Below are 26404 nucleotides of genomic sequence, written 5' to 3'. Positions count from 1 at the left end.
GCTTGCCCGCTCGCCACAGAAAATTGTGTTGGCTCTTATGAACCGACGATCCCACCATCCTCCCGCCGAATCGCCATCACCGACGACCGAGGCTTGCCGTTGGGCAAATACTCTGGGAACGTCGAGCCACCGGTTTCCCCTGGATGCTGAATCCCCACAAACAGGGTTTTCTGATCTGGCGAAAAGCTGATCCCTGTCACCTCGCACGCCACCGGCCCAACCATGAACCGGCGAATCTCCCCCGTTGCCGGGTCGGCACACAACATCTGGTTATTGCCCATGCCGGCAAAGTCGCCACTGTTGCTGTAGTCGCCATCGGTGAGAATCCACAAGCGCCCAGCCTTGTCGAAGCCCAGGCCGTCGGGGCTGTTGAACATGTTCTGCGGGTTGATATTGGACGAGCCGCCCTTGGGCTTGCCGGCATGCACGCCGGGGTTGCCCGCCACCACAAACAAGTCCCAGGTGAAGTTCGGCGCGCCGTGGTCATCGGCATTGGCCTTCCAGCGCAGGATCTGGCCGTAGACGTTTTTCTCCCGTGGGTTGGGCCCGCCCACGGGTTGGCCGTCTTCGCCACGCTTGGCGTTGTTGGTCAGGGTGCAATAGACCTGGCCGTCGCTGGGGCTGACGACAATCCATTCAGGGCGATCCATGCGCGTGGCCTTCACGATGCTGGCGGCCAGGCGTGCGTGGATCAGCACTTCGGCCTGGCTGGCAAAACCTGAGCTGGCGTCGATGCCGTTTTTGCCGAAGGTCAGTTCGACCCATTGGCCCTGGCCCTTGGGGTGGTCTGCATTGCCATCGCCTGCATCGAAAATCGCCACGTACAAGGTGCCGTGGTCCAGCAGATCTTTATTGGCCTTGGGATTTTTGTGATTGATCTTGTCGCGGCTGATGAATTTGTAGATAAATTCGCCACGTTCGTCGTCGCCCATGTACACCACGGCATGGCCGTCGCGTGTTTCAGCGAGGGCGGCGTTCTCGTGCTTGAAGCGGCCCAGGGCGGTGCGCTTGACCGGCGTGGATTGTGGGTCGAACGGGTCGATTTCCACCACCCAGCCATGGCGGTTGAGTTCGTTGGGGTTTTTCGCCATATCAAGGCGCGGGTCGTGCTGATGCCAGTTGATGTCCTTGCTGGCGGCTACCACGCCGTAGCGTTTCTGCCCGGCGTCGAACGCTTGCTGCGGGTTGCTGCTACCGAAACAGTCGGTGAAATTTTCTTCGCAGGTCAGGTAAGTGCCCCACGGGGTCATGCCGTTGGCGCAGTTCTGGAACGTGCCGAGGACTTTTTTGCCGCTCTTGTCAGCCTCGGTTTGCAGCCAGGCGTGCCCGGCAGCCGGACCGCCGAAGCGCAGGGGCGAGTTGCCGTGGATGCGCCGGTTGTAGCGCGAGTCCTGGACGAACTGCCAAGTGTCGCCTTTGCGCTGCACCTCGATCACCGACACCCCTTCGCTGGCCAGGGCCTTGCGCACGTCTTCGGCCGATTGCGGCATGCCACCGTGGGCGAACAGGTAGCGGTAGTTGGTGTATTCGTTGTTGATGGCCATCAGCGCCCTGCGGTCGTCACCAGGGAAGGCGAACAGGCTCATGCCGTCATTGTTGTCGCCGAACTGCAGTTCCTGGGCTTTGGCGGTACCGTTGCCGGTTGGGTCGAAGGCGGGTGCATTCTTATGCAGCGGCTGGCCCCAACTGATCAGCACCGAAGAGGTGTAGCCGGGCGGCAGGGTGATGGTGTCGCTGGTGGCGGCGGCGATGCTGGCAAAACCCAGCAAGGGGCTTGAAGACGCGGCATTGACGGCCAGGGCGCTGCGGGTCAGCAGGTTGCCACCCAGGAACATCGCGGCACCGCACAGGGCGCCTGCACCGATAAAGCGGCGGCGACTAAGGCCGACCATCTGTTCAAGGTCAGTGGCTTGGTTTTCTTCTAATAGGTTCATAGCAGGCCCCGTTATGGTTTTTGCAAACACCATAGGGAACGTGTGTGACGAAACCGTTGCAGTTTTGCGACGGTCGTCAGTTACACCGCGATACCCAGCAGCACATTGCTGGGCGCGAACTGCACCTGGATGGTTTTTCCGTTGACGGCACCCAACGCCTTGAGCTGCTCGGGTTGCGCCAGCGCGCATAAAACCTGGCCATTGGGCAGGGCGATGCGCACTTCGCTGGGGCCATCGTCGGCGTCGAGAATGGCGTCGATATTACCGCTCATGCAATTGTGTTCAAGTGTTGTGGCTGCCTCAACCGCGACGACTTCGAGCCAACCAGCCTTGATCAACGCCACCACCTCGGTGCCGATTTCCAGCTCCAGGCGCAGGGTACTGTCGTGGGTAATCTGCGCATCGAGGGTGAGCCCGGCGGCCAGTTCCAGTCGGATCAGGTCGTTGCGGCCATGGCTATCGATGGCGATGACTTTACCGTGCAACTGATTGCGGGCACTGGTGCGCAGCATCAGGCGGCCCAGCAAGTCGAGGTCGCTGGCATCTTCAGCGGCATCCAGCACTTGGGCTTGCAGCGCTTGCAGGCGTTGGTAGAGACGCAGCACCCGCTCGCCTTCTGTGGATAACCGCGCGCCACCGCCGCCCTTGCCGCCGACGCTGCGTTCCACCAGCGGCTTTTGCGCCAGGTTGTTCAGCTCATCAATGGCGTCCCAGGCGGCTTTGTAACTCAGGCCGGCACTTTTCGCCGCGCGGGTGATGGAGCCCTGTTCGGCGATGTGCTGCAGCAGGGCAATGCGCTGGGGGCGACGGACGATGTGTTGGCTCAACAGGGTCGGTAAAGTCATGACGAACGGTTACACGCTTCGATGGAATACACAGGACGTTGCGGGCAGGGCGCGTCGGCGTCAAGTCATGTGCCAGGTTTTGGCGTACGCGCCAGGCAGTACACGTCGACCTGCCGCGCGCCAGCGTCGATTAACAGCCGGGCCAGGCTGTTGGCGGTGGCGCCGGTGGTCAGTACATCGTCCACCAGGGCCAGGTGGAGGCCTTTGACCGCAGCGCCGGGTGCCAGTGCAAATGCCTTGAGCAGATTGCTTTTGCGGTTTTTTGCGTCCAGGTTTTGCTGTGCCACGGTTTCATGTGGGCGTAGTAACACCCGCTCATCGCAGGGAATGTCCAAATCCTTGCTCAACCATCGCGCGAGCATTGTCGCCTGGTTATAGCCCCTTTCCCGTAGGCGTCTGCGGGCCATGGGAACCGGGAACAGGCAGTCAGGGCGTGTCAGCTCGGCGTTTTCATAGCGATCTTGCAGGCATTGTCCCAGTAGGTGTGCCAGCAAATGGCCCAGCGGCCATCGGGCCTGGTGCTTGAAGCGGCTGATCAGCGTGTCGACCGGGAAGCTGTAGGTAAAGGGCGTAGCTACGTGTTTAAACGCGGGTAGCTGCCTTTGGCATTGGCCGCAGGTCAGGCCCGCCATGGGCAGGGGCAGGGGCAGGGCGCACACTTCGCAATGATCCATCAGCCACGGCAGTTCGGTTTCGCAGAAGTTACAGATCGAATGGGCCGTATCAGTGGCCTCATCGCAAATTAAACAGATCTGGTTGTTTTTCGACCAGATGTAGACTTCGTGTTTGAGTCCAGGTTGACAGTGCATGATTCTTCCTTAAATATGCCGAACATCCGTGTCGTGCCTGTGGGTATTACTTTTCCCGCAGCGCTTGCCAAAGCATAAACAAGGAATCGCCCATGAGCGCCAGCATCACTGCCAACCTGCGTCACGATTGGTCTTTAGCCGAAGTCAAAGCGCTTTTCGTGCAGCCATTCAATGACCTGTTGTTCCAGGCGCAGACCGTGCACCGCGCGCATTTCGATGCCAATCGGGTCCAGGTTTCTACCCTGTTGTCGATCAAGACCGGCGCCTGCCCGGAAGATTGCAAATATTGTCCGCAGTCGGGCCACTACAACACTGGCCTGGAAAAAGAAAAACTGATGGAAGTGCAGAAGGTCCTCGAAGAGGCCGCCCGCGCCAAAGCCATCGGCTCGACCCGCTTCTGCATGGGCGCGGCCTGGAAACACCCGTCGGCCAAGGACATGCCCTACGTATTGCAGATGGTCAAAGGCGTCAAGGCCATGGGCCTGGAAACCTGCATGACCCTCGGCAGCCTCGACCAGGGCCAGACTGAAGCACTGGCCCAGGCCGGTCTGGATTATTACAACCATAACCTCGACACCTCGCCGGAGTTCTATGGCTCCATCATCACCACCCGCACCTACGGTGAGCGCCTGCAAACCCTGGCCTACGTGCGTGATTCAGGGATGAAGATCTGCTCCGGCGGCATCCTCGGCATGGGCGAGTCCCTCGATGATCGCGCCAACCTGTTGATTCAACTGGCCAACCTGCCGGAGCATCCGGAGTCGGTGCCGATCAACATGCTGGTCAAGGTCGCTGGCACGCCCTTGGAAAACGCCGAGGACATCGACCCGTTCGACTTTATCCGCATGCTGGCGGTGGCGCGCATTCTCATGCCGCAATCCCATGTGCGCCTGTCGGCTGGCCGGGAAGCGATGAACGAGCAAATGCAGGCCCTGGCGTTTTTTGCCGGCGCCAACTCGATTTTCTACGGCGACAAACTGCTAACCACCGCCAACCCGCAGGCGGACAAGGACATGCAGTTGTTCTCGCGCCTGGGAATCTTGCCGGAAGCCCGCGAGGAGCATGCCGATGAGGTACACCAGGCGGCCATCGAGCAGGCGCTGGTGGAACAGAAGAGCAGCGAGCAGTTTTATAACGCCGCGGTTTGATCCTGGCTTCACCCTGTAGCCGCTGCGGCAGCGGCTACATTCAATTTCTGATATCCCCGAGGCCTGCATGTCTTTCGATCTCGCCGCGCGTCTCGCTGCCCGTCGTGCCGAACACCTATATCGCCAACGGCCACTGCTGGAAAGCCCCCAAGGCCCGCAAGTGGTGGTGGACGGCCAGCCTTTGCTCGCCTTTTGCAACAACGACTACCTGGGCCTGGCCAATCACCCGCAAGTGATCGAAGCCTGGCGCGCCGGGGCGTCCCGCTGGGGAGTGGGCGGTGGCGCATCCCACCTGGTGATTGGCCACAGCACGCCGCACCATGAACTGGAAGAAGCCCTGGCCGACCTCACCGGTCGCCCTCGGGCGCTGCTGTTTACCACCGGCTACATGGCCAACCTCGGTGCGGTTACTGCATTGGTCGGGCAGGGCGATACGGTTCTGGAAGACCGCCTCAACCACGCCTCCTTACTGGATGCCGGCTTGCTCAGCGGGGCGCGCTTCAATCGTTATCTGCACAACGACGCTGTCAGCCTGGCCAAGCGCCTGGAGAAAGCCACCGGCAACATATTGGTGGTCACCGACGGCGTGTTCAGCATGGACGGCGACCTTGCCGACCTGCCGGCGCTGGCCCTCGAAGCCCGGGCCAAAGGCGCTTGGTTGATGGTCGATGACGCCCATGGTTTCGGCCCGCTGGGCGCCAATGGTGGCGGGATCGTCGAGCATTTCGGCCTGAGCCAGGAAGACGTGCCGGTGCTGGTCGGTACCCTGGGCAAGGCGTTCGGCACGGCTGGCGCGTTTGTCGCCGGCAGCGAGGAGTTGATCGAAAGCCTGATCCAGTTCGCCCGGCCGTACATCTACACCACCAGCCAGCCGCCAGCGCTGGCGTGCGCCACCCTGAAAAGCCTTGAGTTGCTGCGCACAGAACACTGGCGGCGCGAGCATCTGAATACGCTGATCCGCCAGTTTCGCCAGGGCGCCCAGCAAATCGGCCTGGAGCTGATGGACAGCTTCACGCCGATCCAGCCGATCATGATTGGCGACAGTGGCCGGGCGGTGCGCTTGTCACAGATGCTGCGCGAGCGAGGGCTGATGGTCACTGCGATTCGTCCGCCCACCGTGCCCGCCGGCAGTGCCCGTTTGCGGGTGACATTGTCGGCGGCCCACAGTGAAACGCAGGTGCAGCTATTGTTAAGCGCATTGGAAGAGTGTTTCCGCTTGTTAGGCCAGGAGCCCGACCATGCGTGATCGACTGATATTGCTGCCCGGCTGGGGCCTTGGCGTGTCGCCGTTGGAACCTTTGGCCGCCGCGTTGCGAGGGTTGGACGAGCGCCTGCGGGTCGATATCGAGCCCTTGCCGGAGCTGTGCTCCAGTGACCTCGACGAGTGGCTCGACGAACTCGATGCGACGCTGCCCGATAACGCCTGGCTCGGCGGTTGGTCCCTGGGTGGCATGCTTGCTTCGGAGCTGGCAGCCCGTCGCGGTGACCGCTGTTGCGGTTTGCTGACCTTGGCCAGCAACCCATGTTTCGTCGCCCATGACGGTTGGCCGAGCGCAATGCCCGCAGAAACCTTCGACGCCTTCCTCGCCGGTTGCCATGCCGACTCCCAAGTCACCCTCAAACGCTTCGGCCTGCTCTGTGCCAAGGGCGCGCAAGATCCACGGGGCCTGGCGCGCTTGTTGGTCAGCGGTGCGCCGAATACACCGTCCAAGGTGCTGATGACCGGCCTTGAGTTGTTGACGCAGTTGGACACTCGGGACGCCTTGCAGGCCTTTCGCGGTCCGCAACTGCATTTGTTTGCCGGACTGGATGGCCTGGTGCCCGCTGAGGCGGGCAGTGAACTGTTGAAGTTATTGCCGGATGTTGAAATCGGTCTGATTGAACAGGCCGGCCACGCCTTTCTTCTGGAGGACCCCCATGGCGTAGCCGGGGCGATCCAGGTTTTTTTGCATGAGTGCGGTGATGACTGATTTATCCCATCCTCTATTGCGCCCTTTTCCAGTGCCCGGGACCTTGCCCGACAAGCGTCAGGTTGCAGCATCCTTTTCCCGTGCGGCGGCCAGCTATGACAGCGTCGCCGAGTTGCAGCGTGCGGTCGGTGGCGAACTGCTGCGGCGTCTGCCCGAGGGGTTTTCTCCCCAGCGCTGGTTGGACCTGGGCTGCGGCACTGGTTATTTCAGTCGTGCGCTGGACGCTACATTTGCCGGCAGCCAAGGCCTGGCGCTGGATATCGCCGAAGGGATGCTCAATCACGCCCGGCCCTTGGGCGGTGCCGAGCATTTCATCGCCGGTGATGCCGAACGCCTGCCGTTGCAGGACAGCAGTTGCGGGCTGATTTTTTCCAGCCTTGCGGTGCAATGGTGCGCCGATTTCGCGGCGGTGCTCAGCGAAGCCCAGCGAGTGTTGCAGCCCGGTGGCGTGCTGGCGTTTGCCAGCCTGTGCGTCGGTACGTTGGATGAACTACGGGAAAGCTGGCGGGCGGCGGACGGCCTGGTTCACGTTAATCGCTTCCGGCCGTTCAGTACTTATCAACAGCTGTGCGACAACAGCGGGTTGCGGGTGGTGAGCCTGGAGCAACGTCCCCATGTGCTGCACTACCCGGATGTGCGCAGCCTGACCCATGAATTGAAAGCGTTGGGTGCGCACAATCTTAATCCGGGGCGGCCCGGTGGCCTTACCGGCCGAGCACGGATTGTTGCACTGGTTGAGGCATACGAGCAGTTTCGCCAGGCCCAAGGGCTGCCGGCGACCTATCAAGTGGTGTATGCCGTACTGGAGAAGCCTCTATGAGCACCGCCTATTTCATCACCGGTACCGATACCGACGTCGGCAAGACCACCATCGCCGCGGGCCTGTTGCATGCGGCGCGGCAAGCGGGCAAGAGCACCGCAGCTGGCAAGCCAGTGGCCTCGGGCTGTGAAGTGACGCCCAAGGGGTTGCGCAATGCTGATGCGCTAGCCTTGTTGGACGAGTGTTCGTTGCCATTGACCTATGCCGAGGTCAATCCGGTGGCATTCGAGCCGGCCATCGCGCCGCATCTGGCGGCCCGGGAAGCTGCAGTAGCGCTCACCGTGCAGTCCTTGTTAACGCCCATGCAGCAGATTCTTGCCAAACAGGCGGATTTCACTTTGATAGAGGGGGCGGGCGGTTGGCGGGTGCCGTTGGCGGATCAGGACAACCTGTCGGATCTGGCGAAGGCATTGCAGCTACCGGTGATCCTGGTGGTGGGTGTGCGTCTGGGCTGCATCAATCATGCGCTGCTGACCGCTGAAGCCATCGCCCGTGATGGCCTCCCGCTGGCGGGGTGGGTGGCCAATATCATCGACCCCAAGACCTCTCGTCTGGAAGAAAACCTCGCCACGCTGGCCGAGCGACTGCCCGCACCATGTCTGGGAAGGGTGCCGAAACTCAAGCACCCCAGCGCTGAAGCCGTTGCTGAGTACCTGCAATTGGACCTGCTTGACTAGTTTTTCCTATAGCCAAGGCATTATGCCATTAGTGTTTTTGACGGGCATTTCCTGAGGATGTCTGCTTCAATAACTGTTCATGATTCTGTAAAGGCAGGTTTACGCCATGGAAATCTCTGGAAGCAGCGCGTTTTACTCTGGGCTGAGCAGCATTCAGTCCGGGCAGAACCGTGTCGACCAGGCCGCGGGCAAAATTGCCAGTGCCGCCACTAGCCAGCCTTCGGACGCGCAAAACGACCGTTTGCGGGCGGCAGATCCCTCGAATTCGGCGAGCAATATGGTCGAGATGGCTGAGGGGAAATTCCAAGTGGAGCTGGGCGTGAAAATCGCCAAGGCTTCCGATGAAATGCTCGGTACGTTGATCGATACCTACGCCTGAATTTAGTGCATGCCGGCTTTCCTGTGTGAGCTGGCAAGCCAGCTCACACGTTTGCCTTGCGTCCCCTTTCTGACTTTCTAAAACTTTGAAACTTCATGCGGCATTTTGCTGCAGGCCTCGCCGTGCCTGCAGTTGACCCACGTCAGGACAAACGGTATTTGCGGGACGCTTGACAAGGATAGGTCGTAAACGTATGTTTCAAACAACTGTTTGACCGCTACAACAAATCCACGCGGTTGTTCATCCTAGATTCATCAGCAGAGGTTTATCGCTATGCCTGACTACAAGGCCCCCTTGCGTGATATTCGCTTCGTTCGTGACGAACTGCTCGGCTACGAAGCGCACTATCAGAGTCTGCCGGCTTGCCAGGACGCTACCCCGGACATGGTTGACGCCATTCTCGAAGAAGGCGCCAAGTTTTGTGAGCAAGTGCTGGCTCCGTTGAACCGCGTAGGTGACATCGAAGGATGCACCTGGAGCGAGTCAGGCGTTAAAACCCCTACTGGTTTCAAAGAAGCCTACAAGCAATTCGTCGAAGGCGGCTGGCCAAGCCTGGCCCATGACGTGGCACACGGCGGCCAAGGCCTGCCGGAGTCCCTGGGCCTGGCAGTGAGCGAGATGGTCGGCGAAGCCAACTGGTCGTGGGGCATGTACCCAGGCTTGTCACATGGCGCGATGAACACCATTTCCGAGCACGGCACTGCCGAGCAGCAAGACGCTTATCTGACCAAGCTGGTGTCGGGTGAATGGACCGGCACTATGTGCCTGACCGAGCCACATTGCGGTACCGACCTGGGCATGTTGCGCACCAAGGCCGAACCTCAGGCCGACGGCTCCTACAAAGTTTCCGGTACCAAAATCTTCATCTCGGCCGGTGAACACGACATGGCCGACAACATCGTCCATATCGTGCTGGCCCGCCTGCCGGACGCACCGGCTGGCACCAAAGGCATTTCGCTGTTTATCGTTCCAAAGTTCATGCCGAACGCCGATGGTTCGCTCGGTGAGCGCAACGCTGTGTCCTGTGGCTCCCTGGAGCACAAAATGGGCATCCACGGTAATGCCACCTGCGTGATGAACTTCGACGCGGCCACCGGTTTCCTGATTGGCCCGGCGAACAAAGGCCTGAACTGCATGTTCACCTTTATGAACACCGCTCGTCTGGGCACCGCGCTGCAAGGCCTGTCCCACGCCGAAATCGGTTTCCAGGGTGGTCTGAAATACGCCCGTGATCGCCTGCAAATGCGTTCCCTGACTGGCCCGAAAGCGCCGGACAAGGCCGCCGACCCGATCATCGTCCACCCCGATGTACGCCGCATGCTGTTGACCATGAAAGCGTTCGCCGAAGGCAACCGTGCGATGGTCTACTTCACCGCCAAACAGGTTGATGTGGTCAAGTACAGCATCGACGACGAAGTCAAGAAACAGGCTGACGCACTGCTGGCCTTCATGACCCCGATTGCCAAGGCGTTCATGACCGAAGTCGGTTTTGAATCCGCCAACCACGGCGTACAAATCTACGGTGGCCACGGCTTTATCGCCGAGTGGGGCATGGAGCAGAACGTTCGCGATAGCCGTATCTCGATGCTGTACGAAGGCACCACCGGTATCCAGGCTCTGGACTTGCTCGGCCGTAAAGTGTTGATGACTCAAGGCGAAGCGCTCAAGTGTTTCACCAAGATCGTCCACAAGTTCTGCCAGGCCAACGAAGGCAACGCAGCCGTCCAGGAATTCGTGACGCCGCTGGCGGCACTGAACAAGGAATGGGGCGAGTTGACCATGAAGGTCGGCATGGCGGCCATGAAGGACCGTGAAGAAGTCGGTGCCGCGTCGGTGGACTACCTGATGTACTCCGGTTACGCCTGCCTGGCTTACTTCTGGGCCGACATGGCGCGCCTGGCTGCCGAGAAACTGGCTGCCGGCACCAGCGAAGAAGGCTTCTACACCGCCAAGCTGCAGACTGCGCGCTTCTACTTCCAGCGTATCCTGCCGCGTACCCGCACTCACGTGGCCACCATGCTGTCGGGCGCCAACAACCTGATGGACATGAAAGAAGAGAACTTCGACCTGGGCTACTAAGCCTTATCGGGTTCACTGCGAAGCCGCCACTCTTTCGGGAGCGGCGGCTTTTTTTTGAGCGATAAAAAACCGGAGTTGCGCGCTCAGGGATTATGGCTTGCTGCCGTTACAGTGATGGCAATGTGATATAGGTCACATTGATTGTGCTTAACTGTGTTCAAGTGAAGGCGCTGTGCCATCTTTCATTGTGGGTCGGAGCTTTACCCTTGCCGCGCGCGTCTGCTGTACGTTTCAGTCATTTCCTACCGTCGCTGCTGTTATTGCTGGCGGGGTTGTCGGCTGCGTACGTCAAGGATCTCAACGTCTTCTTCACCTCTCTGTTCAACGTCCTGCCGACGCTGGTGTTGCTGCTCGGCGGTGCGTATTGCGCGGTGTACCGTCGTCAGCGCGAGCTGTTCCTGATGATCACGGTGTACATCGCCTATTTCCTGCTGGACACCCAGACTGATTTCTACCGCGATAATGGCTGGGTCCGCGATGACGCCGCTGTGGTGTTTCATTTGTGCTGCCTGCTGTTGCCACTTTTGTTTGGCATCTATGCACTGTGGCAGGAGAGGACCCACTTGTTTCGCGACTTTGTCGCGCGCTGTGCGGTGCTGCTGGCCATTGGCAGCGTTGCGCTGGGCCTTGAGCAAAGTTATCCGCAGCCTTTATTGAACTGGCTGGCGGAGATTCGCTGGCCGGCGTTGCATGGCACATGGCTGAGTTTGATCCAGCTGTCTTACCCAATGTTTTTTCTCACATTCATCCTGTTGGGGGTGCAGTACTGGCGTCAGCCACGGCCATTGCACGCCGCGCAATTGGTAGGGTTGCTGGGGCTGTTTTGGATGTTGCCCCAGACCTTCATCCTGCCGTTTACCCTGAACATCATGTGCAGCCAGGTGATGCTGATGATCGCCGCGGGTGTCTCCCACGAGGCCTATCAAATGGCCTTCCGCGATGAGCTGACTGGCCTGCCAGGCCGCCGCGCCCTAAACGAGCGCATGCAGCGGCTGGGGCGCAGCTATGTACTGGCGATGGGCGACGTCGATCACTTCAAGCGCTTTAACGACACCCACGGCCATGACGTGGGCGACCAGGTGCTGCGGCTGGTCGCCAGCAAGCTGTCCAAGGTCAGCGGCGGCGGCCGCGCTTATCGTTATGGCGGCGAAGAGTTTGCCGTGGTGTTCGCCGGCAAGACCCTGGATGAATGCCTGCCGCATCTGGAGGAGATCCGCCAGATTATCGCCAACTACAACATCAGATTACGTAATCCCGACAGGCCTCAAGACAACCATCAAGGCCGGCAGCGTCGGGCGGGCAGCTGTGCCACCAGCGTCTCGGTGACACTGAGTATCGGTGTAGCCGAGCGCCAGGCCGAGCAACGCACCCCGGAAGAGGTGCTCAAGTCCGCCGACCAGGCGCTGTACAACGCCAAGGGCGCCGGGCGCAACTGCGTGGTGGCGGCGGGGCAGAACCGCCGGGGCGCAGTGCGCATGGGCAGCGCTGCCGGTTGAGTGATGGTGGTGTATTCAGCGGCTCTACAGTGATTGTTCGAGGCAGCGGGCGGCAGTAGCGTGAAGCCATCTGCCGCCGGAGACATCACCATGCCTGACTATAAAGCTCCCCTGCGCGACATGCGCTTTCTGATCGATCACGTCTTTGACTTCCACGGCCACTACGCCGAACTGGGCGCCACTGACGCCAGTCCGGACATGGTCAGCGCAATCCTTGAAGAAGGCGCGAAGTTCTGCGAAAACGTCCTGGCACCATTGAATCGTTCGGGTGATGAAGAAGGCTGCCATTTCGACAATGGCGTGGTGACGACGCCCAAAGGCTTCAAAGAGGCATTCGCCCAATACGTGGAAGGTGGCTGGCACGGCGTCGCATCGGACCCGGCCTACGGTGGCCAAGGCTTGCCGTTGTCCCTGGGCCTGGTGCTCAGCGAGATGATCGGCTCAAGCAACACTTCGTGGGGCATGTACCCCGGCTTGACCCACGGCGCGATGTCGGCGATCCGCGCCCACGGCACCGAGGAACAGAAAGACACGTATCTGAGCAAACTCACTGCTGGCCAGTGGACCGGCACGATGTGCCTGACCGAAGCCCATTGCGGTACCGACCTGGGGATCATCAAGACTCGCGCCGTGCCCCAGGCCGAAGGCAGCTACGCGGTCACCGGCAGCAAGATATTCATTTCGGCCGGCGAGCACGACATGAGTGAAAACATCATCCACCTGGTGCTGGCTAAACTGCCAGATGCTCCCGCTGGCACCAAGGGTATTTCGCTGTTTATCGTGCCTAAATTCTTGCCCGATTCAGGTGAACGCAACGGCGTGAGCTGCGGCTCCATTGAACACAAGATGGGCATCAAGGCTTCGGCCACCTGCGTGCTGAACTTCGACGGCGCCCAGGGCTTTTTGATCGGTGAGGCGAACAAGGGCCTCAACTGCATGTTCACCATGATGAACCACGCGCGCCTAGGCACTGGCATGCAGGGCTTGTGTTTGGGCGAGGCAAGCTTCCAGGGCGCGATCAAGTACGCCAACGACCGCTTGCAGATGCGCTCGCTGACCGGCGCCAAGGCCCCGGAAAAAGCCGCCGACCCAATCATCGTCCACCCCGATGTACGGCGCATGCTGCTGACCATGAAAGCCTTCAACGAAGGCAACCGTGCGTTGACCTACTTCACCGCGCAGTTGCTCGACACCGCGCACTTGAGCCGCGATGCCACTCAGCGCCAGGAAGCCGAAGACTTGTTGGCTTTCCTTACGCCGATCTGCAAGGCGTTCATGACTGAAACCGGTCTGGAGGTCACCAATCACGGTATGCAGGTGTTTGGCGGCCACGGATTTATTCGCGAATGGGGCATGGAGCAACTGGTGCGTGATTGTCGGATTGCACCGATCTATGAAGGCACCAACGGCATCCAGGCCCTGGATTTGCTGGGGCGCAAGGTATTGGGCAGCCAGGGCAAACTGCTGCGGGGCTTTACCAAAATCGTCCACAAGTTCTGCGCCGCCAACGCCGAGCATCCACAGCTCAAGGCTCATGTGGCGCAGCTCAATGAGCTGAACCAGCAATGGGGTGAGTTGACCGTCAAGGTCGGCATGGCCGTCATGAAAAACCCCGATGAAGTCGGTGCGGCGGCCCTGGATTACTTGATGTACAGCGGTTACATCATCCTTGCCTACCTGTGGCTACGCATGGCTCTTGTGGCCCAGGCGCAACTGGACGATGGCAGCGGTGACAGCGAATACGCCCGAGGCAAATTGGCGACCTGCGAGTTCTATTTCAAGCGCCTGCTGCCGCGCACCACCGCTCATCGGGCGGCCGTGGAGGCGGGGAGTGAGTGTTTGATGAGTTTGCCGGCGGAGCTGTTTGCGTTATAGCGCTCGTGACCGAAAAATACTTAATAGTCATGAGTAGACCCTATGTGTCGCAAAAGTTGTTCGGGTACACTCGGGGTCTGTAAAAACGACCCTACCGAATCACTTTAAAGTTCTCACGAGGTTTGCCATGGCTGACTACAAAGCGCCGCTGCGCGATATGCGCTTCGTCCTCAACGAAGTTTTCGAGGTTGCCAAACTGTGGGCACAGCTGCCGGCCCTGGCAGACACCGTAGATGCAGAAACCGTTGAGGCGATTCTTGAGGAAGCCGGTAAAGTCACCGCCAAAACCATCGCGCCCCTGAGCCGTGGCGGCGACGAGGAAGGTTGCCACTGGGACAATGGCGTGGTCAGCACGCCCGCCGGTTTCCAGGAAGCCTACAAGGCCTATGCCGAAGGCGGATGGGTTGGCGTCGGTGGCGACCCGGCCTACGGCGGCATGGGCATGCCCAAGGTGGTCTCGGCCCAGGTCGAGGAAATGATCAACTCAGCGGGGCTGGCGTTCGGCTTGTATCCGATGCTGACTTCCGGTGCGTGCGTGTCGATCAACACTCACGCCAGTGACGAACTGAAAGCTACCTATCTGCCGAACATGTACTCCGGCGCGTGGGCGGGTTCCATGTGCCTGACCGAGTCCCACGCCGGGACGGACCTGGGGATTATTCGGACCAAGGCCGAGCCTCAGGCGGACGGGTCCTACAAAATCAGTGGCACCAAGATATTTATCACCGGTGGCGAACACGACCTTACCGAAAACATCATCCACCTGGTGCTGGCCAAACTACCGGACGCGCCAGCCGGTCCCAAGGGTATCTCACTGTTCCTTGTGCCCAAGTTCATGGTTAATGCCGATGGCAGTCTCGGCGCACGCAATCCGGTGACCTGCGGTTCCATCGAGCACAAGATGGGCATCCAGGCGTCCTCCACCTGTGTAATGAACTTCGACGAAGCCGTTGGTTACCTGGTGGGCGAGCCGAACCGCGGGTTGGCGGCAATGTTCACCATGATGAACTACGAGCGCCTGGGGGTCGGCATCCAAGGCCTGGCGTCCGGCGAGCGCTCCTACCAGAACGCCATCGAATACGCCCGCGACCGTGTGCAAAGCCGCTCGCCTACCGGCCCCAAGGCCCAGGATAAAATCGCCGACCCAATCATCGTCCACCCCGATGTGCGGCGGATGCTGCTGACCATGAAAGCCTCAAACGAAGGCGGCCGTGCATTCTCTACCTATGTGGCGATGCAACTGGACACAGCCAAGTTCAGCGAGAATGCGGCCACCCGCAAACGCGCGGACGATCTGGTGGCCTTGCTGACGCCGGTGTCCAAGGCCTTCCTGACCGACCTGGGCCTGGAAACCACCGTCCACGGCCAGCAGGTCTTCGGCGGCCACGGCTATATTCGCGAGTGGGGCCAGGAGCAACTGGTGCGCGATGTGCGCATCACCCAGATCTACGAAGGCGCCAACGGCATTCAGGCCCTGGACCTGGTGGGGCGCAAGATCGTCGGCAACGGCGGCGCGTTCTACACCTTGTTTGCTGACGAGATCCGCCATTTCACCGCGACCGCCAGTACCAACCTGGCCGAGTTCACCAAGCCGCTGAACGCAGCAGTGGATGATCTCGATGAGTTGACTAACTGGTTGCTGGACCGCGCCATGTCCAACCCGAATGAAATCGGCGCGGCGTCGGTGGAGTATCTGCATGCATTCGGTTACATGGCGTACGCCTACATGTGGGCGCTGATGGCCAAGGCTGCGTTGGGCAAGGAGGCACAGGAAGACTTCTACGCCAGCAAACTGGGTACGGCGCGTTTTTACTTCGCCCGCCTGTTGCCGCGAATCAAGTCTCTCAGTGCTTCGGTCAAGGCCGGCAGTGAATCGCTGTTTTTGCTGGACGAAGCGCAGTTCTGATCAAGGTGATGCTGTGTAAGCATTCTCTTACATGGCGTACTGCTATTCGTCCTCTATCGCTAGATTGGATCCACGGCTAATCTACTTCACATGGACGTCGCGCAGGAAGCGCAAAGCAACAACACGGACACGCAGGATTCTGCCAGGAAGGCGGAGTGAAATGGATGTCAGGGAAACAGTCTGCAAAGCCCCGCTTCGGCGGGGTTTTCTTTTGCCCGCGAAAAAGTTCAGGCCTGGCCATCCAGTGGTCGCGAAGGTCCGTGCGGGCCATTCATCACGTCCTCCAGCAATGTGCGCAACAGCTCAAGCGTCGCCTGTTGACGCTGCACATCTCGGCACACCAACCCTACCTTCAGCGTCACCCGTGGTTCACTCAATGGCTTCCACAGCAAAGCAGGGTTGCTGTGTTCGTCCTGGGAGCGGCCGGGCAGCACTGTCGCCAGTTTGGTGTGAGGTAAGCTGTCGAGAATACCCACCATCGTATTCAACTCCGCCTGCACCTGCGGCCGACGGCCCTGGTTAGCCAGTTGCGCCTGCCAGATCTGCCGCACCTGGAACTCCTCCCCCAGCAACAACATCGGCAATTCGGCTGCCTGCTTCAGGGAGACCTTCTTGAATTCCCGCAGCGGGTGGTCGGCCGGGATCACTACCTTCAGTTCATCTTCGTACAGCAGCACGCCATGCAAGCCGGGTTGGCGGGGCGGCAGGTAACTGATGCCAATATCCAGCGAACCGTTGAGCAGACGTCGCTCGATCTCAAGGCCGGTCAACTCGTAGATTTGCACCACCAGATGCGGCTGGGCCTTGCGCACTCGCTCCAGCATCCGTGGCACCAGGCTGGTGTGCACGGTTTGTAGCACGCCGATGGCCAGTGTGCGCAAGGCCTGACCCTTGAAGTGGCGCAGCGCCTCGACCGCTTGTTGCATGCCGTCGAGCAAGGGCAGGGCATGGTTGTACAAGGTGTGGGCGGCGAGGGTTGGCAGCAGGCGTTTGCTGCTGCGTTCGAACAGGCTCACATCGAGGTTCTGTTCAAGTTGGCGGATCTGTTGCGACAGCGCCGGCTGGGAGATCGACAGGCGCTCCGCCGCACGGCCTACATGGCCTTCTTCGTACACCGCGACGAAGTAACGCAGTTGCTTGAAATCCATAAGTAATGCTTATCGAAAAAGCTGGAAAATCGAAATGGCTGTCTGCCCCCAAGGCGCCTAGTCTACGCCTATTCACAGGGCTTACAGGGCCAGAGCGCGCGATGAATACCGTTTACGGCGAAGCTGTTTACATAGGCAAGGCAAAAAACATCGGGCGGAGTTTGTTGGGTGGTATCGACCAACGTCCAGTTGCCAGCAGGCTGCATTCATGAACCTGTTTAACCTGCGCCGCCCTGCACCCAGCCTTGATGACCTGATACTGGACCTGAAAACCCCGATGCTGCGCGATGACCTTTCCAGCGATTGCCTGATGCCCAGCGTTGCCCGCCCGCCTCAGGTGTTCGTTCGTGGCCAGGGTTCATGGCTGTGGGACAGCAACGATCGCGCCTATTTGGACTTCACCCAGGGCGGCGCGGCCAACAGCCTCGGCCACAGCCCCTCGGTGCTGGTCCACGCCCTGGCCGATCAAGCTCAGGCGCTGATCAACCCTGGCAGCGGGCTGCACAACCGTGGCCAGTTGAACATCGCAGATCGCCTGTGCCACAGCACCGGCAGCGACCAGGCCTATCTGCTCAACAGTGGCGCGGAAGCCTGCGAAGCGGCGATCAAGCTGGCGCGCAAATGGGGCCAGCTGCATCGTGGTGGAGCCTACCGCATCATCACTGCCAGCAACGGTTGCCACGGTCGCAGTTTTGCCGCGATGTCGGCGTCGGCTGACGCCCGTGAAAACCGTTTCGAACCGCAGTTGCCCGGCTTCAGCCACGTACCGTTCAACGATTTGCCAGCGTTGCATGCGGCGGTAGATGCGCAAACCGTGGCGATCATGCTGGAGCCGATCCAGGGCGAGGCCGGCGTTATCCCGGCGACCGAACATTACCTCAAGGGTGTTGAGCGGCTATGCCGGGAACTGGGGATACTGCTAATTCTTGACGAAGTGCAGACCGGTATCGGCCGCTGCGGCACCTTGCTCGCTGAACAACGCTACGGCGTGCGCGCCGACATCATCACCCTCGGCAAAGGCTTGGGCGGCGGTGTGCCTTTGGCTGCTTTACTGTCCCGGGGCAAGGCCTGCTGTTTCGACATCGGTGAACTGGAAGGCACCCACCACGGCAATGCCCTGATGGCTGCTGCCGGGGTCGCCGTTCTCGACACCGTGCTGGACAGTGGCTTTCTTGAACACGTGCGTGAAACCGGCCACTACCTTGGCGAAGGCCTCGCCCGCCTGGCCCATCGCTACGGCCAGGGAGAACTGCGCGGCCAAGGCCTGCTCTGGGGGATGAGCTTGTCGGATGATTCGGCAGACGCCGTGGTAAAGGCTGCGCTGTACGAAGGCTTGATCCTCAACGCCCCGCAATCTGACTGCCTGCGCTTCACCCCGGCGCTGACCGTCAGCCAGGGCAACATCGACGAAATGCTCCTGCGCCTGGCCCGCGCCTTCGCCCGCGTGCGCACCGCACAACTGCAATGCAGCCGGGGCATCGCCGTGTAATCCCGAATTTCTGAACCGTCTCGCGGTATACGCGGCGCCTCCGGCCTGATTTTTTTGGCTGGGGGCTTTTTTTTGTCTCGGCGATTTTCAAATTGAAACGTGTGCTTGAGCATTGGAGAAAACAATGGCTTTTTAGCGGGCGTCGGCAAGGACTGCCGATAGGGCGCAAAGTTTTTTGCGTGTTCTATTTTTAATATGTACCACTCGGTGGTATGTTTATGGAAAGGGATGTCCATGAGACTGAGGCTATTCAAGACTAGGCACTTTGCCGCATCGGCCGGTAGGGCCTGGATTTGCGATTCAGAGTTGAGAGAAGCCTTTAGCGAAATGCTCAATGGCCAAGCGGACAATCTGGGAGGAGGGGTTTGGAAAAAGCGTCTCAACCAGAACCACCATCGCTCCATTGTCTTGGCCAAGGGCAGGCACTACTGGGTTTATCAATTTCTGTTTGCCAAGCAGGATCAAAGCAACATCAGTCAAAAGGAACTGACTGGGTTCAGGGCGCTGGCAAAGGTTTATGAAGGTTTAAACGATGCACAGGTCCAGCAGTTACTGGATCTCAGGGAGTTTGTGGAGATACATCATGACCAAAAAGTTTGAAAGTGAAGCGCTTGAGTCGATTCACGAGTCAGCCAGCGCACTGTATTCAATAGGTGCCATCAGCAAGACCACGCTTCGTCAATTTGATGAGGCATGCCTTGCACCTGTCCCGGCGCAAATCCCGGCTGAGCAAATCAAGCAGATCCGCGAACGCAGCCACGTCAGCCAACCGGTGTTTGCCCGTTACTTGAACACCAGCGCCTCCACCGTCAAACAGTGGGAGTCGGGCGAGAAGCAGCCTAGTGGTATGGCGCTCAAGTTGCTGAGCATTGTACAAAAGCATGGACTGGAAATTTTGGCGTGAGATGAGCCTGAGTGAGATGGCTCAGTGCCGGCCCCCACTGAACCCTCACGAACGCCCAGGGTCGATTAGCTGTACGGTTCACACGAGCCGATTTTCCGGAGTTGAGCCCATGGATATTATTCGTATCATCATCGCCATTCTGTTGCCACCACTGGGTGTGTTCCTGCAAGTGGGTTTCGCTGGCGCGTTCTGGCTGAATATCCTGCTGACCTTGTGCGGCTACATCCCGGGCATCGTGCATGCGGTGTACATCATCGCCAAACGCTGAAGCCTCACTCAGCCTTTCGCAATCAGCCGTGAGTTTCGCTCATTGCGAAAGGCCAACTGTTCGATCGTCTGGGTGGCGTGTTCGGCTTCCTCGCGGGCCTGAAGGATCATGCCGTGGTGCTCGGACTTGCTGCACACTGGGTCGGCGTTGCTTGCATCCCCTGTCAGCATGAACGCCTGGCAGCGACAGCCACCGAAGTCCTTTTCCTTCTCGTCGCATGATCGGCACGGCTCGGGCATCCAGTCATAACCGCGAAAGCGGTTGAAACCGAACGAGTCGTACCAGATGTGCTGCATGCTGTGGTCGCGCACGTTGGGAAACTGCACCGGCATCTGCCGGGCGCCATGGCAAGGCAAGGCGGTTCCGTCCGGCGTCACCGTCAGAAAAATACTGCCCCAGCCGTTCATACAGGCCTTTGGCCGTTCCTCGTAATAATCCGGAGTAACGAAGATCAGCTTGCACGGATGCCCTTCGGCTTCCAGCTTGGCACGGTATTCGTTGGTGATGCGCTCGGCGCGCGTCAGTTGCTCCTGGGTCGGTAACAACCCGACGCGATTGAGTTGGGCCCAGCCATAAAACTGGCACGTGGCCAGTTCGACAAAGTCGGCCTCCAAAGCGATGCAAAGCTCGATGATGCGGTCGATCTTGTCGATGTTGTGGCGATGGGTGACGAAGTTCAGCACCATCGGGTAGCCATGGGCTTTCACTGCACGGGCCATTTCCAGTTTTTGCGCAAAGGCCTTTTTTGAGCCGGCCAGCAGGTTGTTCACCTGTTCATCGCTGGCCTGGAAGCTGATCTGGATATGGTCCAGTCCTGCTTTCTTGAAGTCGCTGATCTTCTGCTCGGTCAGGCCGATGCCGGAGGTGATGAGGTTGGTGTAGAACCCCAGTTTGCGCGCCTCGCTGATTAGTTCGGCAAGGTCCTGGCGCACCAGAGGCTCACCGCCGGAAAACCCCAGTTGTGCGGCGCCCATTTCTCGGGCTTCGCGAAACACCTTGATCCACTGTTCGGTGCTCAGTTCCTTGCCCTGCTCGGCGAAATCAAGCGGATTGGAGCAGTACGGGCATTGCAACGGGCAGCGATAAGTCAGCTCAGCCAGCAGCCAGAGTGGCAGGCCGATCTCAGGCTTGGGCGGCAGATCAGGCAAGTTCGATCCAGTGCTCTGCACGGGCGACCTCCATGAATTGTTCGATGTCTTTAGCGAGTTCAGGCACGCCGGGAAACTGAGCGTCCAGCGCCTTGATGATCGCGGCCACATCCCGCTCACCGTCGATCAAACCGCCGATCAGCGCTGCGCTGTCATTGAGCTTGATCATGCCTTCGGGATACAGCAGCACATGGCCCTTTTGCGCGGGTTCGTACTGGAAGCGGTAACCGGTGCGCCATGCCGGTTTTTTGCTGAGGTCGAAACTCATAGTGCGATTCCCTTATGCCAGACCCGTTGCTCGGTCACGCTGTGATAAGGCGCACGGTTCAGTTCATAGGCCATGCTCATGGCATCGAGCATGCTCCAAAGGATGTCCAGTTTGAACTGGAGAATTTCCAGCATGCGCTCCTGGCCGTCGCGGGTGGTGTAGTGCTGCAACGTGATGGCCAAACCGTGCTCTACATCACGCCGGGCCTGGCCCAAACGCGTGCGGAAATATTCGTAGCCAGCAGGATCGATCCACGGGTAATGCTGAGGCCAGCTGTCGAGGCGCGACTGGTGGATTTGCGGGGCGAACAGCTCGGTCAGAGAACTACTGGCGGCTTCCTGCCAACTGGCACGGCGGGCGAAGTTGACGTAGGCGTCGACGGCAAAGCGCACGCCGGGCAGCACCAGTTCCTGGGAGCGCAGTTGGTCCGGGTCCAGGCCAACAGCCTGGCCCAGGCGCAGCCAGGCTTCGATGCCGCCGTCTTCGCCGGGGGCGCCGTCGTGGTCCAGCAGGCGCTGAATCCATTCGCGGCGGATTTCCCGGTCCGGGCAATTGGCCAGGATCGCGGCGTCCTTGAGGGGAATGTTGACCTGATAATAGAAGCGATTGGCGACCCAGCCCTGGATCTGCTCGCGGGTGGCCCGGCCTTCGTACATCGCCACGTGGTAGGGGTGGTAGATGTGGTAGAAGGCGCCCTTGGCCCGCAGGGCCTGTTCAAATTCGGCTGTGGTTAGCGGTGTATTGGTCATTGGGTCGCTCCTACAATTCAATGCTCATGCCGTCGTAAGCCACTTCGACATTGCGCCTTACCAACTCGGCCCGCTCAGGCGAATCTTCATCAAGAATCGGGTTGGTATTGTTGATGTGGATAAGTACCTTGCGCTGCTTGGGCAACTGCTCCAGCACTTGCAGCATGCCGCCGGGGCCGTTCTGCGCCAGGTGGCCCATCTCGCGGCCGGTGCGCGTGCCGACGCCACGTCGCTGCATTTCGTCGTCATCCCACATCGTGCCGTCCACCAGCAGGCAGTCGCTGGCGGCCATGATCTCCAGCAGTGGTGCATCTACTTTGCCCAGGCCGGGCGCATAGAACAGCTTGCCGCCCGTGCGCAGGTCTTCGACGATCAAACCGATGTTGTCACCAGGGTGCGGGTCGAAACGATGGGGAGAATAGGGCGGCGCAGCGCTGCGCAGCGGCAGTGGGGTGAAACGCAGGTTGGGGCAGGCGGGGATCGTAAAGCTGGCGTCCAGTTCGATACGGTTCCAGTTAAGGCCACCGTTCCAGTGAGTCAGCATGGTGAACAGCGGGAAACCGGTGCTCAGGTCCTCATGGACCATATCGGTGCACCAGACCTGATGCGGGCAACCTTCCCGCAGGCTGAGCAGGCCGGTGGTATGGTCGATCTGGCTGTCCATCAGGATGATTGCGCTGATGCCGGTATCACGCAGGGCGCGGCCGGGCTGCATTGGGGCAAAGCCCTGCAGCTGGGCGCGGATGTCCGGCGAGGCGTTGCACAGCACCCAGTTCACGCCGTCATCGGAAATTGCGATGGACGATTGTGTGCGCGCTTGGGCCCGCAGGCTGCCATCACGAAAGCCCGCGCAGTTCACGCAGTTGCAATTCCACTGCGGGAAACCACCGCCAGCGGCGGAACCTAGAATCTGGACAAACATGACAGCTCCATCACACAAGACTCAAAAATAAAAACGCCCCGGCGAACCGAGGCGTTGCGCTGCGATACAAAGGTATTAACGGCTTGCGAAGTACATGGTGACTTCAAAGCCTATACGCAGATCAGTGTAAGCAGGTTTGGACCAAGTCATGTTCATACTCCTACGAATGGATGGGACGATTACTACTAAGTTATACATATAGTCCACCTCCAGGCGGAGATGTTCAGATGCTTAGGTGGCTATGTTACTCAATTTTTCATCGTCCTCGCCCCGGTTTGCCGGAGAAAGCTCATTGCAGGGTTGGTAATGATCATTGCGTTGGCTGCCAGGGCTCACAGGGGCAGGGCCTGCTGGACAGGCAGTGCCAGCCACCTGTGGCCTGATTCAGTTGTCGGGTAGCGTCCAACAGATCCTGTTTCGTACGCGTCTGGATGCAAGCGTGTAATTGCTCCAGGTAATCCGACGGGTGGCCTGCCAAGTGAGCTTGCCAGAGTAGTTCGCCCGCCTGGGTTGTGGGCAATGCTTGCGGGGAAAATTGGCTGGCGAGGACCTGCGGCACTTGATCATCACTTTCATCGATCCAAGTGGGCAGTTGCGTTAGAAACGTCTGGATATGGTCGAGTATTTCTTTCACGCAAACGCTGGGGGATTGCACGCCAAATAACAGACCGGTTTGCCCGTTGATTTGTCGGATGCCGCTGAATACCGCGTAGCCCAGTTGCAGTTCGACCCGCAGGCGCTGGTAGAACGGCGCCTGCGCCAAGTGCGCCAGCAGGCGCCAGTTGGCTTCATCGGCCAGGGATTGCGTGGGTGTCGGGCAGAACAGCAGCAAGGCGGCTTCGCTGGAGTCGGTAGCGACTGTCTGCCAGCAGTACTGGCCGGCGATCGACTCGGCTTGCTGGGCAATGCTTGCGGGCTGTCCTGGCAGGCGGCTGGCCACACTTTTGATCGCTGTCTGGCCGACCTCGCAAATGCCGGTCCCGAGGCCATCCCAGGTGGCCGTTGACCACAGGCTTTGCAGGTCTGTGAAGCTCACAGGAAGCGATGCTGCAGCTGCATGGGTAAACACCTTGAGTAACTGCCTGATCGCAATCAAGGGGGCCGGGGTGTGCAGTGCCATCTTCCAGGCACGTTCATCAGGCTGTGTCAGAGCCCGCGACAGCTGCTCCAGCACTGCCGGCATTGGTTCGTGAAGACCGATCAGCTTCAGTAGCCAGTCATTGCCCACTGCCTCGAAGGTCACTTCGACACCGGCCTGGCGGGCGTTTTCCCGTACCGTGAGCAGACTGCTTTCCAGGCGAGGGAAAAGGCTGGCCCGCAGCGGTGAATCCAGGCGCCAGCGCAGGTAAAGAGCGCCTTCGCTGCTGTCGTCCGCCAAGGCCTGGCTGAAAGCCAGTGCCGACAGATCCCGCCGACCCCGTGAGCGATCCTGGGCAAAGGTGCGCAAGCCACGATGGGCGCTGGTTTGGCCACGAATCAGTCCCGGCTGTTCAGCTTTGGCCACCGGGCGCAGGAACGGGTTGCTCGGCGGGAGCAGCCATGCGTGCCGGCTCGGCTCCAGCTGCAGTGAGTCCAGCAGCGACTTGAGTGCAACGGCGCCTTGTTCGGACAGGCCCGGTTCCAGGCCTTCGCTGTCTTGGCGGACCAGCGCCAGGGCACCGCTGATTTGCTGTTGCCGGGCGATCAGCAAAGCGTATTCTTCGTGCAACGGCGACCAGTCACTGCGGGCGAAAAAGCTCAGCCAATCCCGGAGTACTTCCTCAATTTGTCCCGTCTGTTGCGCCCCTTCGGCACTCAGGGTGAAGTCGATATCCAGTAGCGCCTGCCCGTTGAACTGATACAGCGGGGCGGCGTGCAGGGCGCTGATCAGTTGCCGCGCCTGGAGTTCGGCGAGCAGTCCACCCGGGGCCGAGGCGTTTAGCCAGGTGCAGAGGAAGTCCAACGCTTCGCGGGGCCCTTCGCAAGCAATGACCTGATGCAGATGGTCATTGGCCTGGTGTAGATAGGTGCGCTCATGGCCTGTCATCAATGCCGGTGGCGCACTTTGTGGTCGCGCCAATCCTGGTTTGAGTTGGGTGCTGAACCCCTGCGCCAGCGCTTGCAGTTCCGCCAGCGACTGCGGCCCGGCGAGGCTTAAGGTCATTTGCCCAGCCTGATAAAAGCTTTCGTAGAATTCATGCAGCGCCTGCTGAAAACCCTCACGCGGTACCGGCAAGCTATAGCGATTACCCGCATGGAAGGCCCGCAACGGATGATCCGTTGCAATGCCGCCCAGCAAGGTCAGTTGCTGCTGCGACGTGGCATCCCGAGACCAAGCGATGAACTCCGCATGCAGCACTTCACGCTCGCGCCGTTGGTCGTCCATGGCCAGGCGCGGATGAGCCAGCATATCGCCAAGGCGCTCCAGCGCATCGGCGAAGGCCTGCGCAGGCACTTCAAAGAAAAAGTCGGTAGTGCGCTCACGGGTACTTGCGTTGAGCTGGCCGCCGTGGCGTTGCACGTAGGTCATCAGCCCTTCGTTTGCGGGAAAACGCTGGGTACCGAGAAACAACAGGTGCTCAAGAAAGTGCGCAAGCCCCGGCCAGGCCAAAGGCACGTCATGACTGCCGGCAGCAACCCGCAGGGCTGCCGCACAGCGCTTTAAACGCGGCGCATGACGCAGGGAAACCCGCAAGCCATTGGCCAGGGTCAGTTGAAGGTGATGAGGGTGGGTCGGCGCAGGCATGAGCACTTCCGAAGCGTAGGAAGTGCTTATGCTAGCGCAAAGATGGCGGGTCAGCGCTTGTTCAGCGTGCTGTAAAGCTCGGGGCGCCGATCCAGCAGGTAGCGATTGGCCGCTTGTGAATCCCGCATCAACTGCCGGTCCAGGGTGCCGATGATCAAGGCTTCGTCGAGGCCGGCCTGGGCCACTCGCTGGCCGTCCGGTGCGGCGATGCTGCTTTGCCCGCAGTACTGAATGTCTTCCTCATGCCGGCAGTAATTGGCGTAAGCCACGTAACATTGGTTTTCAAAGGCGCGAGCGCGCACGGTGACGTCGGCGATGAAGTCGTAGGGCACCATGTTGGCGGTGGGCACCAGAATCAGCTCGGCACCGGCGAGGGCCAGGCGTCGTGCGTTTTCCGGGAACTCCAGGTCGTAGCAAATCAGAAAACCCAGCTTCCAGCCGTTCAACTCCACGATGGGAAAGTCATCGTCCCCGGCGCTGAACATCGAGTGGTCGAGGTCACCGAACAGGTGGGTCTTGCGGTAATTGCACAGGCGCTGGCCGTTGGCGTCAATCAACTGCACAGCGTTGTAGATCTGCCCGTCGTCAGCCCGTTCCGGGTAGCCGTAGAGAATCGCCAGGCCACAGATTTTCGCCAGGTTGGCGATGGCTTGTGCCGATTCGCCATCCTGGGATTCGGCCAGGGCACCTACCGCTTCGACACCGATGTTGTAGCCGCTGAGAAACATTTCCGGCAGCACCAGCAGGTCAGCGCCTGTGGCTTCCAGCGCCACTTGATGCAGGCGCTTGAGATTGCCGGCGACGTCCAGTGGCAGCGGCGGGCATTGATACAGGGCGACACGCAT

25 protein-coding genes are annotated in these 26404 nt (G+C 60.0%); 14 read left to right on the top strand and 11 right to left on the bottom strand.

Translation table 11 applies throughout. The annotated features are described in order from the left end of the window. Window positions 1-35: 35 nt before the first annotated feature. From ACZRJ6_RS06330 to ACZRJ6_RS06320, 3 genes are all read right to left on the bottom strand, one after another. A complete protein-coding gene (locus ACZRJ6_RS06330; protein ID WP_463967861.1) occupies window positions 36-1934 on the bottom strand; it encodes a PhoX family protein in 1899 nt (632 codons plus the stop codon). Window positions 1935-2014: 80 nt separating this feature from the next. Further along, complete coding sequence (locus tag ACZRJ6_RS06325; protein WP_350614325.1) at window positions 2015-2779, bottom strand: TOBE domain-containing protein; 765 nt, start codon at window positions 2777-2779, stop codon at window positions 2015-2017. Between the two features lie 65 nt (window positions 2780-2844). Further along, a complete protein-coding gene (locus ACZRJ6_RS06320) occupies window positions 2845-3588 on the bottom strand; it encodes a double zinc ribbon domain-containing protein (RefSeq protein WP_463967862.1) in 744 nt (247 codons plus the stop codon). Window positions 3589-3680: 92 nt separating this feature from the next. Between ACZRJ6_RS06320 and bioB the strand changes: the two genes are divergently transcribed. The 10 genes from bioB (at window position 3681) to ACZRJ6_RS06270 (ending at window position 15938) form a co-directional block, all read left to right on the top strand. After that, the gene (gene bioB, locus ACZRJ6_RS06315; RefSeq protein WP_463967863.1) at window positions 3681-4736 is read left to right on the top strand and encodes a biotin synthase BioB; all 1056 of its coding nucleotides are present in this window, start codon (window positions 3681-3683) and stop codon (window positions 4734-4736) included. Between the two features lie 67 nt (window positions 4737-4803). After that, window positions 4804-5982, top strand: coding sequence for an 8-amino-7-oxononanoate synthase (gene bioF, locus ACZRJ6_RS06310; protein ID WP_463967864.1), 1179 nt, complete (start codon window positions 4804-4806; stop codon window positions 5980-5982). Beyond that, window positions 5975-6706 carry an alpha/beta fold hydrolase gene (locus ACZRJ6_RS06305; protein WP_463967865.1) on the top strand — a complete coding sequence of 244 codons (732 nt, stop codon included), beginning with the start codon at window positions 5975-5977 and terminating at the stop codon, window positions 6704-6706. Before bioF ends, ACZRJ6_RS06305 begins: the two co-directional genes overlap by 8 nt. Then, a complete protein-coding gene (gene bioC / locus ACZRJ6_RS06300) occupies window positions 6699-7526 on the top strand; it encodes a malonyl-ACP O-methyltransferase BioC (protein WP_463967866.1) in 828 nt (275 codons plus the stop codon). The genes ACZRJ6_RS06305 and bioC overlap by 8 nt, the downstream gene beginning before the upstream one ends. Further along, a complete protein-coding gene (bioD, locus tag ACZRJ6_RS06295) occupies window positions 7523-8203 on the top strand; it encodes a dethiobiotin synthase (RefSeq protein WP_463967867.1) in 681 nt (226 codons plus the stop codon). The genes bioC and bioD overlap by 4 nt, the downstream gene beginning before the upstream one ends. 106 nt (window positions 8204-8309) lie before the next feature. Beyond that, window positions 8310-8582 carry a pyrroloquinoline quinone biosynthesis protein PqqE gene (locus tag ACZRJ6_RS06290; RefSeq protein WP_133102307.1) on the top strand — a complete coding sequence of 91 codons (273 nt, stop codon included), beginning with the start codon at window positions 8310-8312 and terminating at the stop codon, window positions 8580-8582. Between the two features lie 273 nt (window positions 8583-8855). Continuing rightward, window positions 8856-10661 (top strand): phenylacyl-CoA dehydrogenase, encoded by a 1806-nt coding sequence (locus ACZRJ6_RS06285; RefSeq protein WP_463967868.1) that lies wholly within the window; start codon window positions 8856-8858, stop codon window positions 10659-10661. Between the two features lie 206 nt (window positions 10662-10867). Continuing rightward, the gene (locus ACZRJ6_RS06280) at window positions 10868-12157 is read left to right on the top strand and encodes a GGDEF domain-containing protein (RefSeq protein ID WP_463967869.1); all 1290 of its coding nucleotides are present in this window, start codon (window positions 10868-10870) and stop codon (window positions 12155-12157) included. A gap of 90 nt (window positions 12158-12247) precedes the next feature. Next, window positions 12248-14032 (top strand): acyl-CoA dehydrogenase C-terminal domain-containing protein, encoded by a 1785-nt coding sequence (locus ACZRJ6_RS06275; protein ID WP_463967870.1) that lies wholly within the window; start codon window positions 12248-12250, stop codon window positions 14030-14032. Between the two features lie 127 nt (window positions 14033-14159). Next, a complete protein-coding gene (locus tag ACZRJ6_RS06270; RefSeq protein ID WP_463967871.1) occupies window positions 14160-15938 on the top strand; it encodes an acyl-CoA dehydrogenase C-terminal domain-containing protein in 1779 nt (592 codons plus the stop codon). Window positions 15939-16165: 227 nt separating this feature from the next. Here the strand turns inward: ACZRJ6_RS06270 and ACZRJ6_RS06265 are convergent, their stop codons facing one another. Beyond that, entirely contained in the window at window positions 16166-17086 is a 921-nt protein-coding gene (locus tag ACZRJ6_RS06265; protein ID WP_463967872.1) for a LysR family transcriptional regulator, read from the bottom strand. A gap of 208 nt (window positions 17087-17294) precedes the next feature. Here ACZRJ6_RS06265 and ACZRJ6_RS06260 point away from each other — a divergent pair, with 208 nt between their 5' ends. The 4 genes from ACZRJ6_RS06260 to ACZRJ6_RS06245 all read left to right on the top strand — a co-directional run bounded on the left by ACZRJ6_RS06260 (window position 17295) and on the right by ACZRJ6_RS06245 (window position 19747). After that, window positions 17295-18575, top strand: coding sequence for an aspartate aminotransferase family protein (locus tag ACZRJ6_RS06260; protein WP_463967873.1), 1281 nt, complete (start codon window positions 17295-17297; stop codon window positions 18573-18575). 234 nt (window positions 18576-18809) lie between these two features. After that, window positions 18810-19175: a type II toxin-antitoxin system RelE/ParE family toxin gene (locus ACZRJ6_RS06255; RefSeq protein ID WP_463967936.1), complete on the top strand. Its 366-nt coding sequence runs from the start codon at window positions 18810-18812 to the stop codon at window positions 19173-19175. Next, complete coding sequence (locus ACZRJ6_RS06250) at window positions 19159-19479, top strand: helix-turn-helix domain-containing protein (RefSeq protein WP_133102299.1); 321 nt, start codon at window positions 19159-19161, stop codon at window positions 19477-19479. Before ACZRJ6_RS06255 ends, ACZRJ6_RS06250 begins: the two co-directional genes overlap by 17 nt. A gap of 109 nt (window positions 19480-19588) precedes the next feature. Next, a complete protein-coding gene (locus ACZRJ6_RS06245; RefSeq protein ID WP_003211049.1) occupies window positions 19589-19747 on the top strand; it encodes a YqaE/Pmp3 family membrane protein in 159 nt (52 codons plus the stop codon). Between the two features lie 8 nt (window positions 19748-19755). On the opposite strand, the gene pqqE is transcribed toward ACZRJ6_RS06245, so the two are convergent. The 7 genes from pqqE to ACZRJ6_RS06210 form a co-directional block, all read right to left on the bottom strand. Continuing rightward, entirely contained in the window at window positions 19756-20895 is a 1140-nt protein-coding gene (gene pqqE, locus ACZRJ6_RS06240; protein ID WP_371923846.1) for a pyrroloquinoline quinone biosynthesis protein PqqE, read from the bottom strand. Then, window positions 20888-21163 (bottom strand): pyrroloquinoline quinone biosynthesis peptide chaperone PqqD, encoded by a 276-nt coding sequence (gene pqqD, locus ACZRJ6_RS06235; protein WP_463967874.1) that lies wholly within the window; start codon window positions 21161-21163, stop codon window positions 20888-20890. The genes pqqE and pqqD overlap by 8 nt, the downstream gene beginning before the upstream one ends. Next, window positions 21160-21912 (bottom strand): pyrroloquinoline-quinone synthase PqqC, encoded by a 753-nt coding sequence (pqqC, locus tag ACZRJ6_RS06230; protein ID WP_133102296.1) that lies wholly within the window; start codon window positions 21910-21912, stop codon window positions 21160-21162. The genes pqqD and pqqC overlap by 4 nt, the downstream gene beginning before the upstream one ends. 10 nt (window positions 21913-21922) lie before the next feature. Next, window positions 21923-22834: a pyrroloquinoline quinone biosynthesis protein PqqB gene (gene pqqB / locus ACZRJ6_RS06225; RefSeq protein WP_463967875.1), complete on the bottom strand. Its 912-nt coding sequence runs from the start codon at window positions 22832-22834 to the stop codon at window positions 21923-21925. 75 nt (window positions 22835-22909) lie between these two features. Beyond that, window positions 22910-22984, bottom strand: coding sequence for a pyrroloquinoline quinone precursor peptide PqqA (gene pqqA / locus ACZRJ6_RS06220; RefSeq protein ID WP_003194766.1), 75 nt, complete (start codon window positions 22982-22984; stop codon window positions 22910-22912). Between the two features lie 160 nt (window positions 22985-23144). Beyond that, window positions 23145-25559 (bottom strand): pyrroloquinoline quinone biosynthesis protein PqqF, encoded by a 2415-nt coding sequence (gene pqqF / locus ACZRJ6_RS06215; RefSeq protein ID WP_463967876.1) that lies wholly within the window; start codon window positions 25557-25559, stop codon window positions 23145-23147. A gap of 50 nt (window positions 25560-25609) precedes the next feature. Continuing rightward, window positions 25610-26404, bottom strand: a complete 795-nt coding sequence (locus tag ACZRJ6_RS06210) for a carbon-nitrogen hydrolase family protein (RefSeq protein ID WP_463967877.1) — start codon at window positions 26402-26404, stop codon at window positions 25610-25612.

The sequence above is a fragment of the Pseudomonas sp. C321 genome (genome assembly GCF_055407105.1).
Note: the sequence above shows the minus strand (reverse complement) of the source record. Positions and strands in the feature narration are given on the sequence as shown.

Excerpts from the sequence above, each read along its gene's own strand:
- ACZRJ6_RS06305 (WP_463967865.1), top strand. The coding sequence starts at position 5,975 with ATGCGTGATCGACTGATATTGCTGCCCGGCTGGGGCCTTGGCGTGTCG.
- ACZRJ6_RS06210 (WP_463967877.1), bottom strand. The coding sequence starts at position 26,404 with ATGCGTGTCGCCCTGTATCAATGCCCGCCGCTGCCACTGGACGTCGCC.
- ACZRJ6_RS06265 (WP_463967872.1), bottom strand. The coding sequence starts at position 17,086 with ATGGATTTCAAGCAACTGCGTTACTTCGTCGCGGTGTACGAAGAAGGC.
- ACZRJ6_RS06260 (WP_463967873.1), top strand. The coding sequence starts at position 17,295 with ATGAACCTGTTTAACCTGCGCCGCCCTGCACCCAGCCTTGATGACCTG.
- ACZRJ6_RS06250 (WP_133102299.1), top strand. The coding sequence starts at position 19,159 with ATGACCAAAAAGTTTGAAAGTGAAGCGCTTGAGTCGATTCACGAGTCA.
- ACZRJ6_RS06270 (WP_463967871.1), top strand. The coding sequence starts at position 14,160 with ATGGCTGACTACAAAGCGCCGCTGCGCGATATGCGCTTCGTCCTCAAC.
- ACZRJ6_RS06285 (WP_463967868.1), top strand. The coding sequence starts at position 8,856 with ATGCCTGACTACAAGGCCCCCTTGCGTGATATTCGCTTCGTTCGTGAC.
- pqqC (WP_133102296.1), bottom strand. The coding sequence starts at position 21,912 with ATGACCAATACACCGCTAACCACAGCCGAATTTGAACAGGCCCTGCGG.
- ACZRJ6_RS06245 (WP_003211049.1), top strand. The coding sequence starts at position 19,589 with ATGGATATTATTCGTATCATCATCGCCATTCTGTTGCCACCACTGGGT.
- ACZRJ6_RS06325 (WP_350614325.1), bottom strand. The coding sequence starts at position 2,779 with ATGACTTTACCGACCCTGTTGAGCCAACACATCGTCCGTCGCCCCCAG.
- bioF (WP_463967864.1), top strand. The coding sequence starts at position 4,804 with ATGTCTTTCGATCTCGCCGCGCGTCTCGCTGCCCGTCGTGCCGAACAC.
- pqqD (WP_463967874.1), bottom strand. The coding sequence starts at position 21,163 with ATGAGTTTCGACCTCAGCAAAAAACCGGCATGGCGCACCGGTTACCGC.
- ACZRJ6_RS06255 (WP_463967936.1), top strand. The coding sequence starts at position 18,810 with ATGAGACTGAGGCTATTCAAGACTAGGCACTTTGCCGCATCGGCCGGT.
- ACZRJ6_RS06275 (WP_463967870.1), top strand. The coding sequence starts at position 12,248 with ATGCCTGACTATAAAGCTCCCCTGCGCGACATGCGCTTTCTGATCGAT.
- ACZRJ6_RS06320 (WP_463967862.1), bottom strand. The coding sequence starts at position 3,588 with ATGCACTGTCAACCTGGACTCAAACACGAAGTCTACATCTGGTCGAAA.
- ACZRJ6_RS06290 (WP_133102307.1), top strand. The coding sequence starts at position 8,310 with ATGGAAATCTCTGGAAGCAGCGCGTTTTACTCTGGGCTGAGCAGCATT.
- bioD (WP_463967867.1), top strand. The coding sequence starts at position 7,523 with ATGAGCACCGCCTATTTCATCACCGGTACCGATACCGACGTCGGCAAG.
- bioC (WP_463967866.1), top strand. The coding sequence starts at position 6,699 with ATGACTGATTTATCCCATCCTCTATTGCGCCCTTTTCCAGTGCCCGGG.
- pqqF (WP_463967876.1), bottom strand. The coding sequence starts at position 25,559 with ATGCCTGCGCCGACCCACCCTCATCACCTTCAACTGACCCTGGCCAAT.
- bioB (WP_463967863.1), top strand. The coding sequence starts at position 3,681 with ATGAGCGCCAGCATCACTGCCAACCTGCGTCACGATTGGTCTTTAGCC.
- pqqB (WP_463967875.1), bottom strand. The coding sequence starts at position 22,834 with ATGTTTGTCCAGATTCTAGGTTCCGCCGCTGGCGGTGGTTTCCCGCAG.
- ACZRJ6_RS06330 (WP_463967861.1), bottom strand. The coding sequence starts at position 1,934 with ATGAACCTATTAGAAGAAAACCAAGCCACTGACCTTGAACAGATGGTC.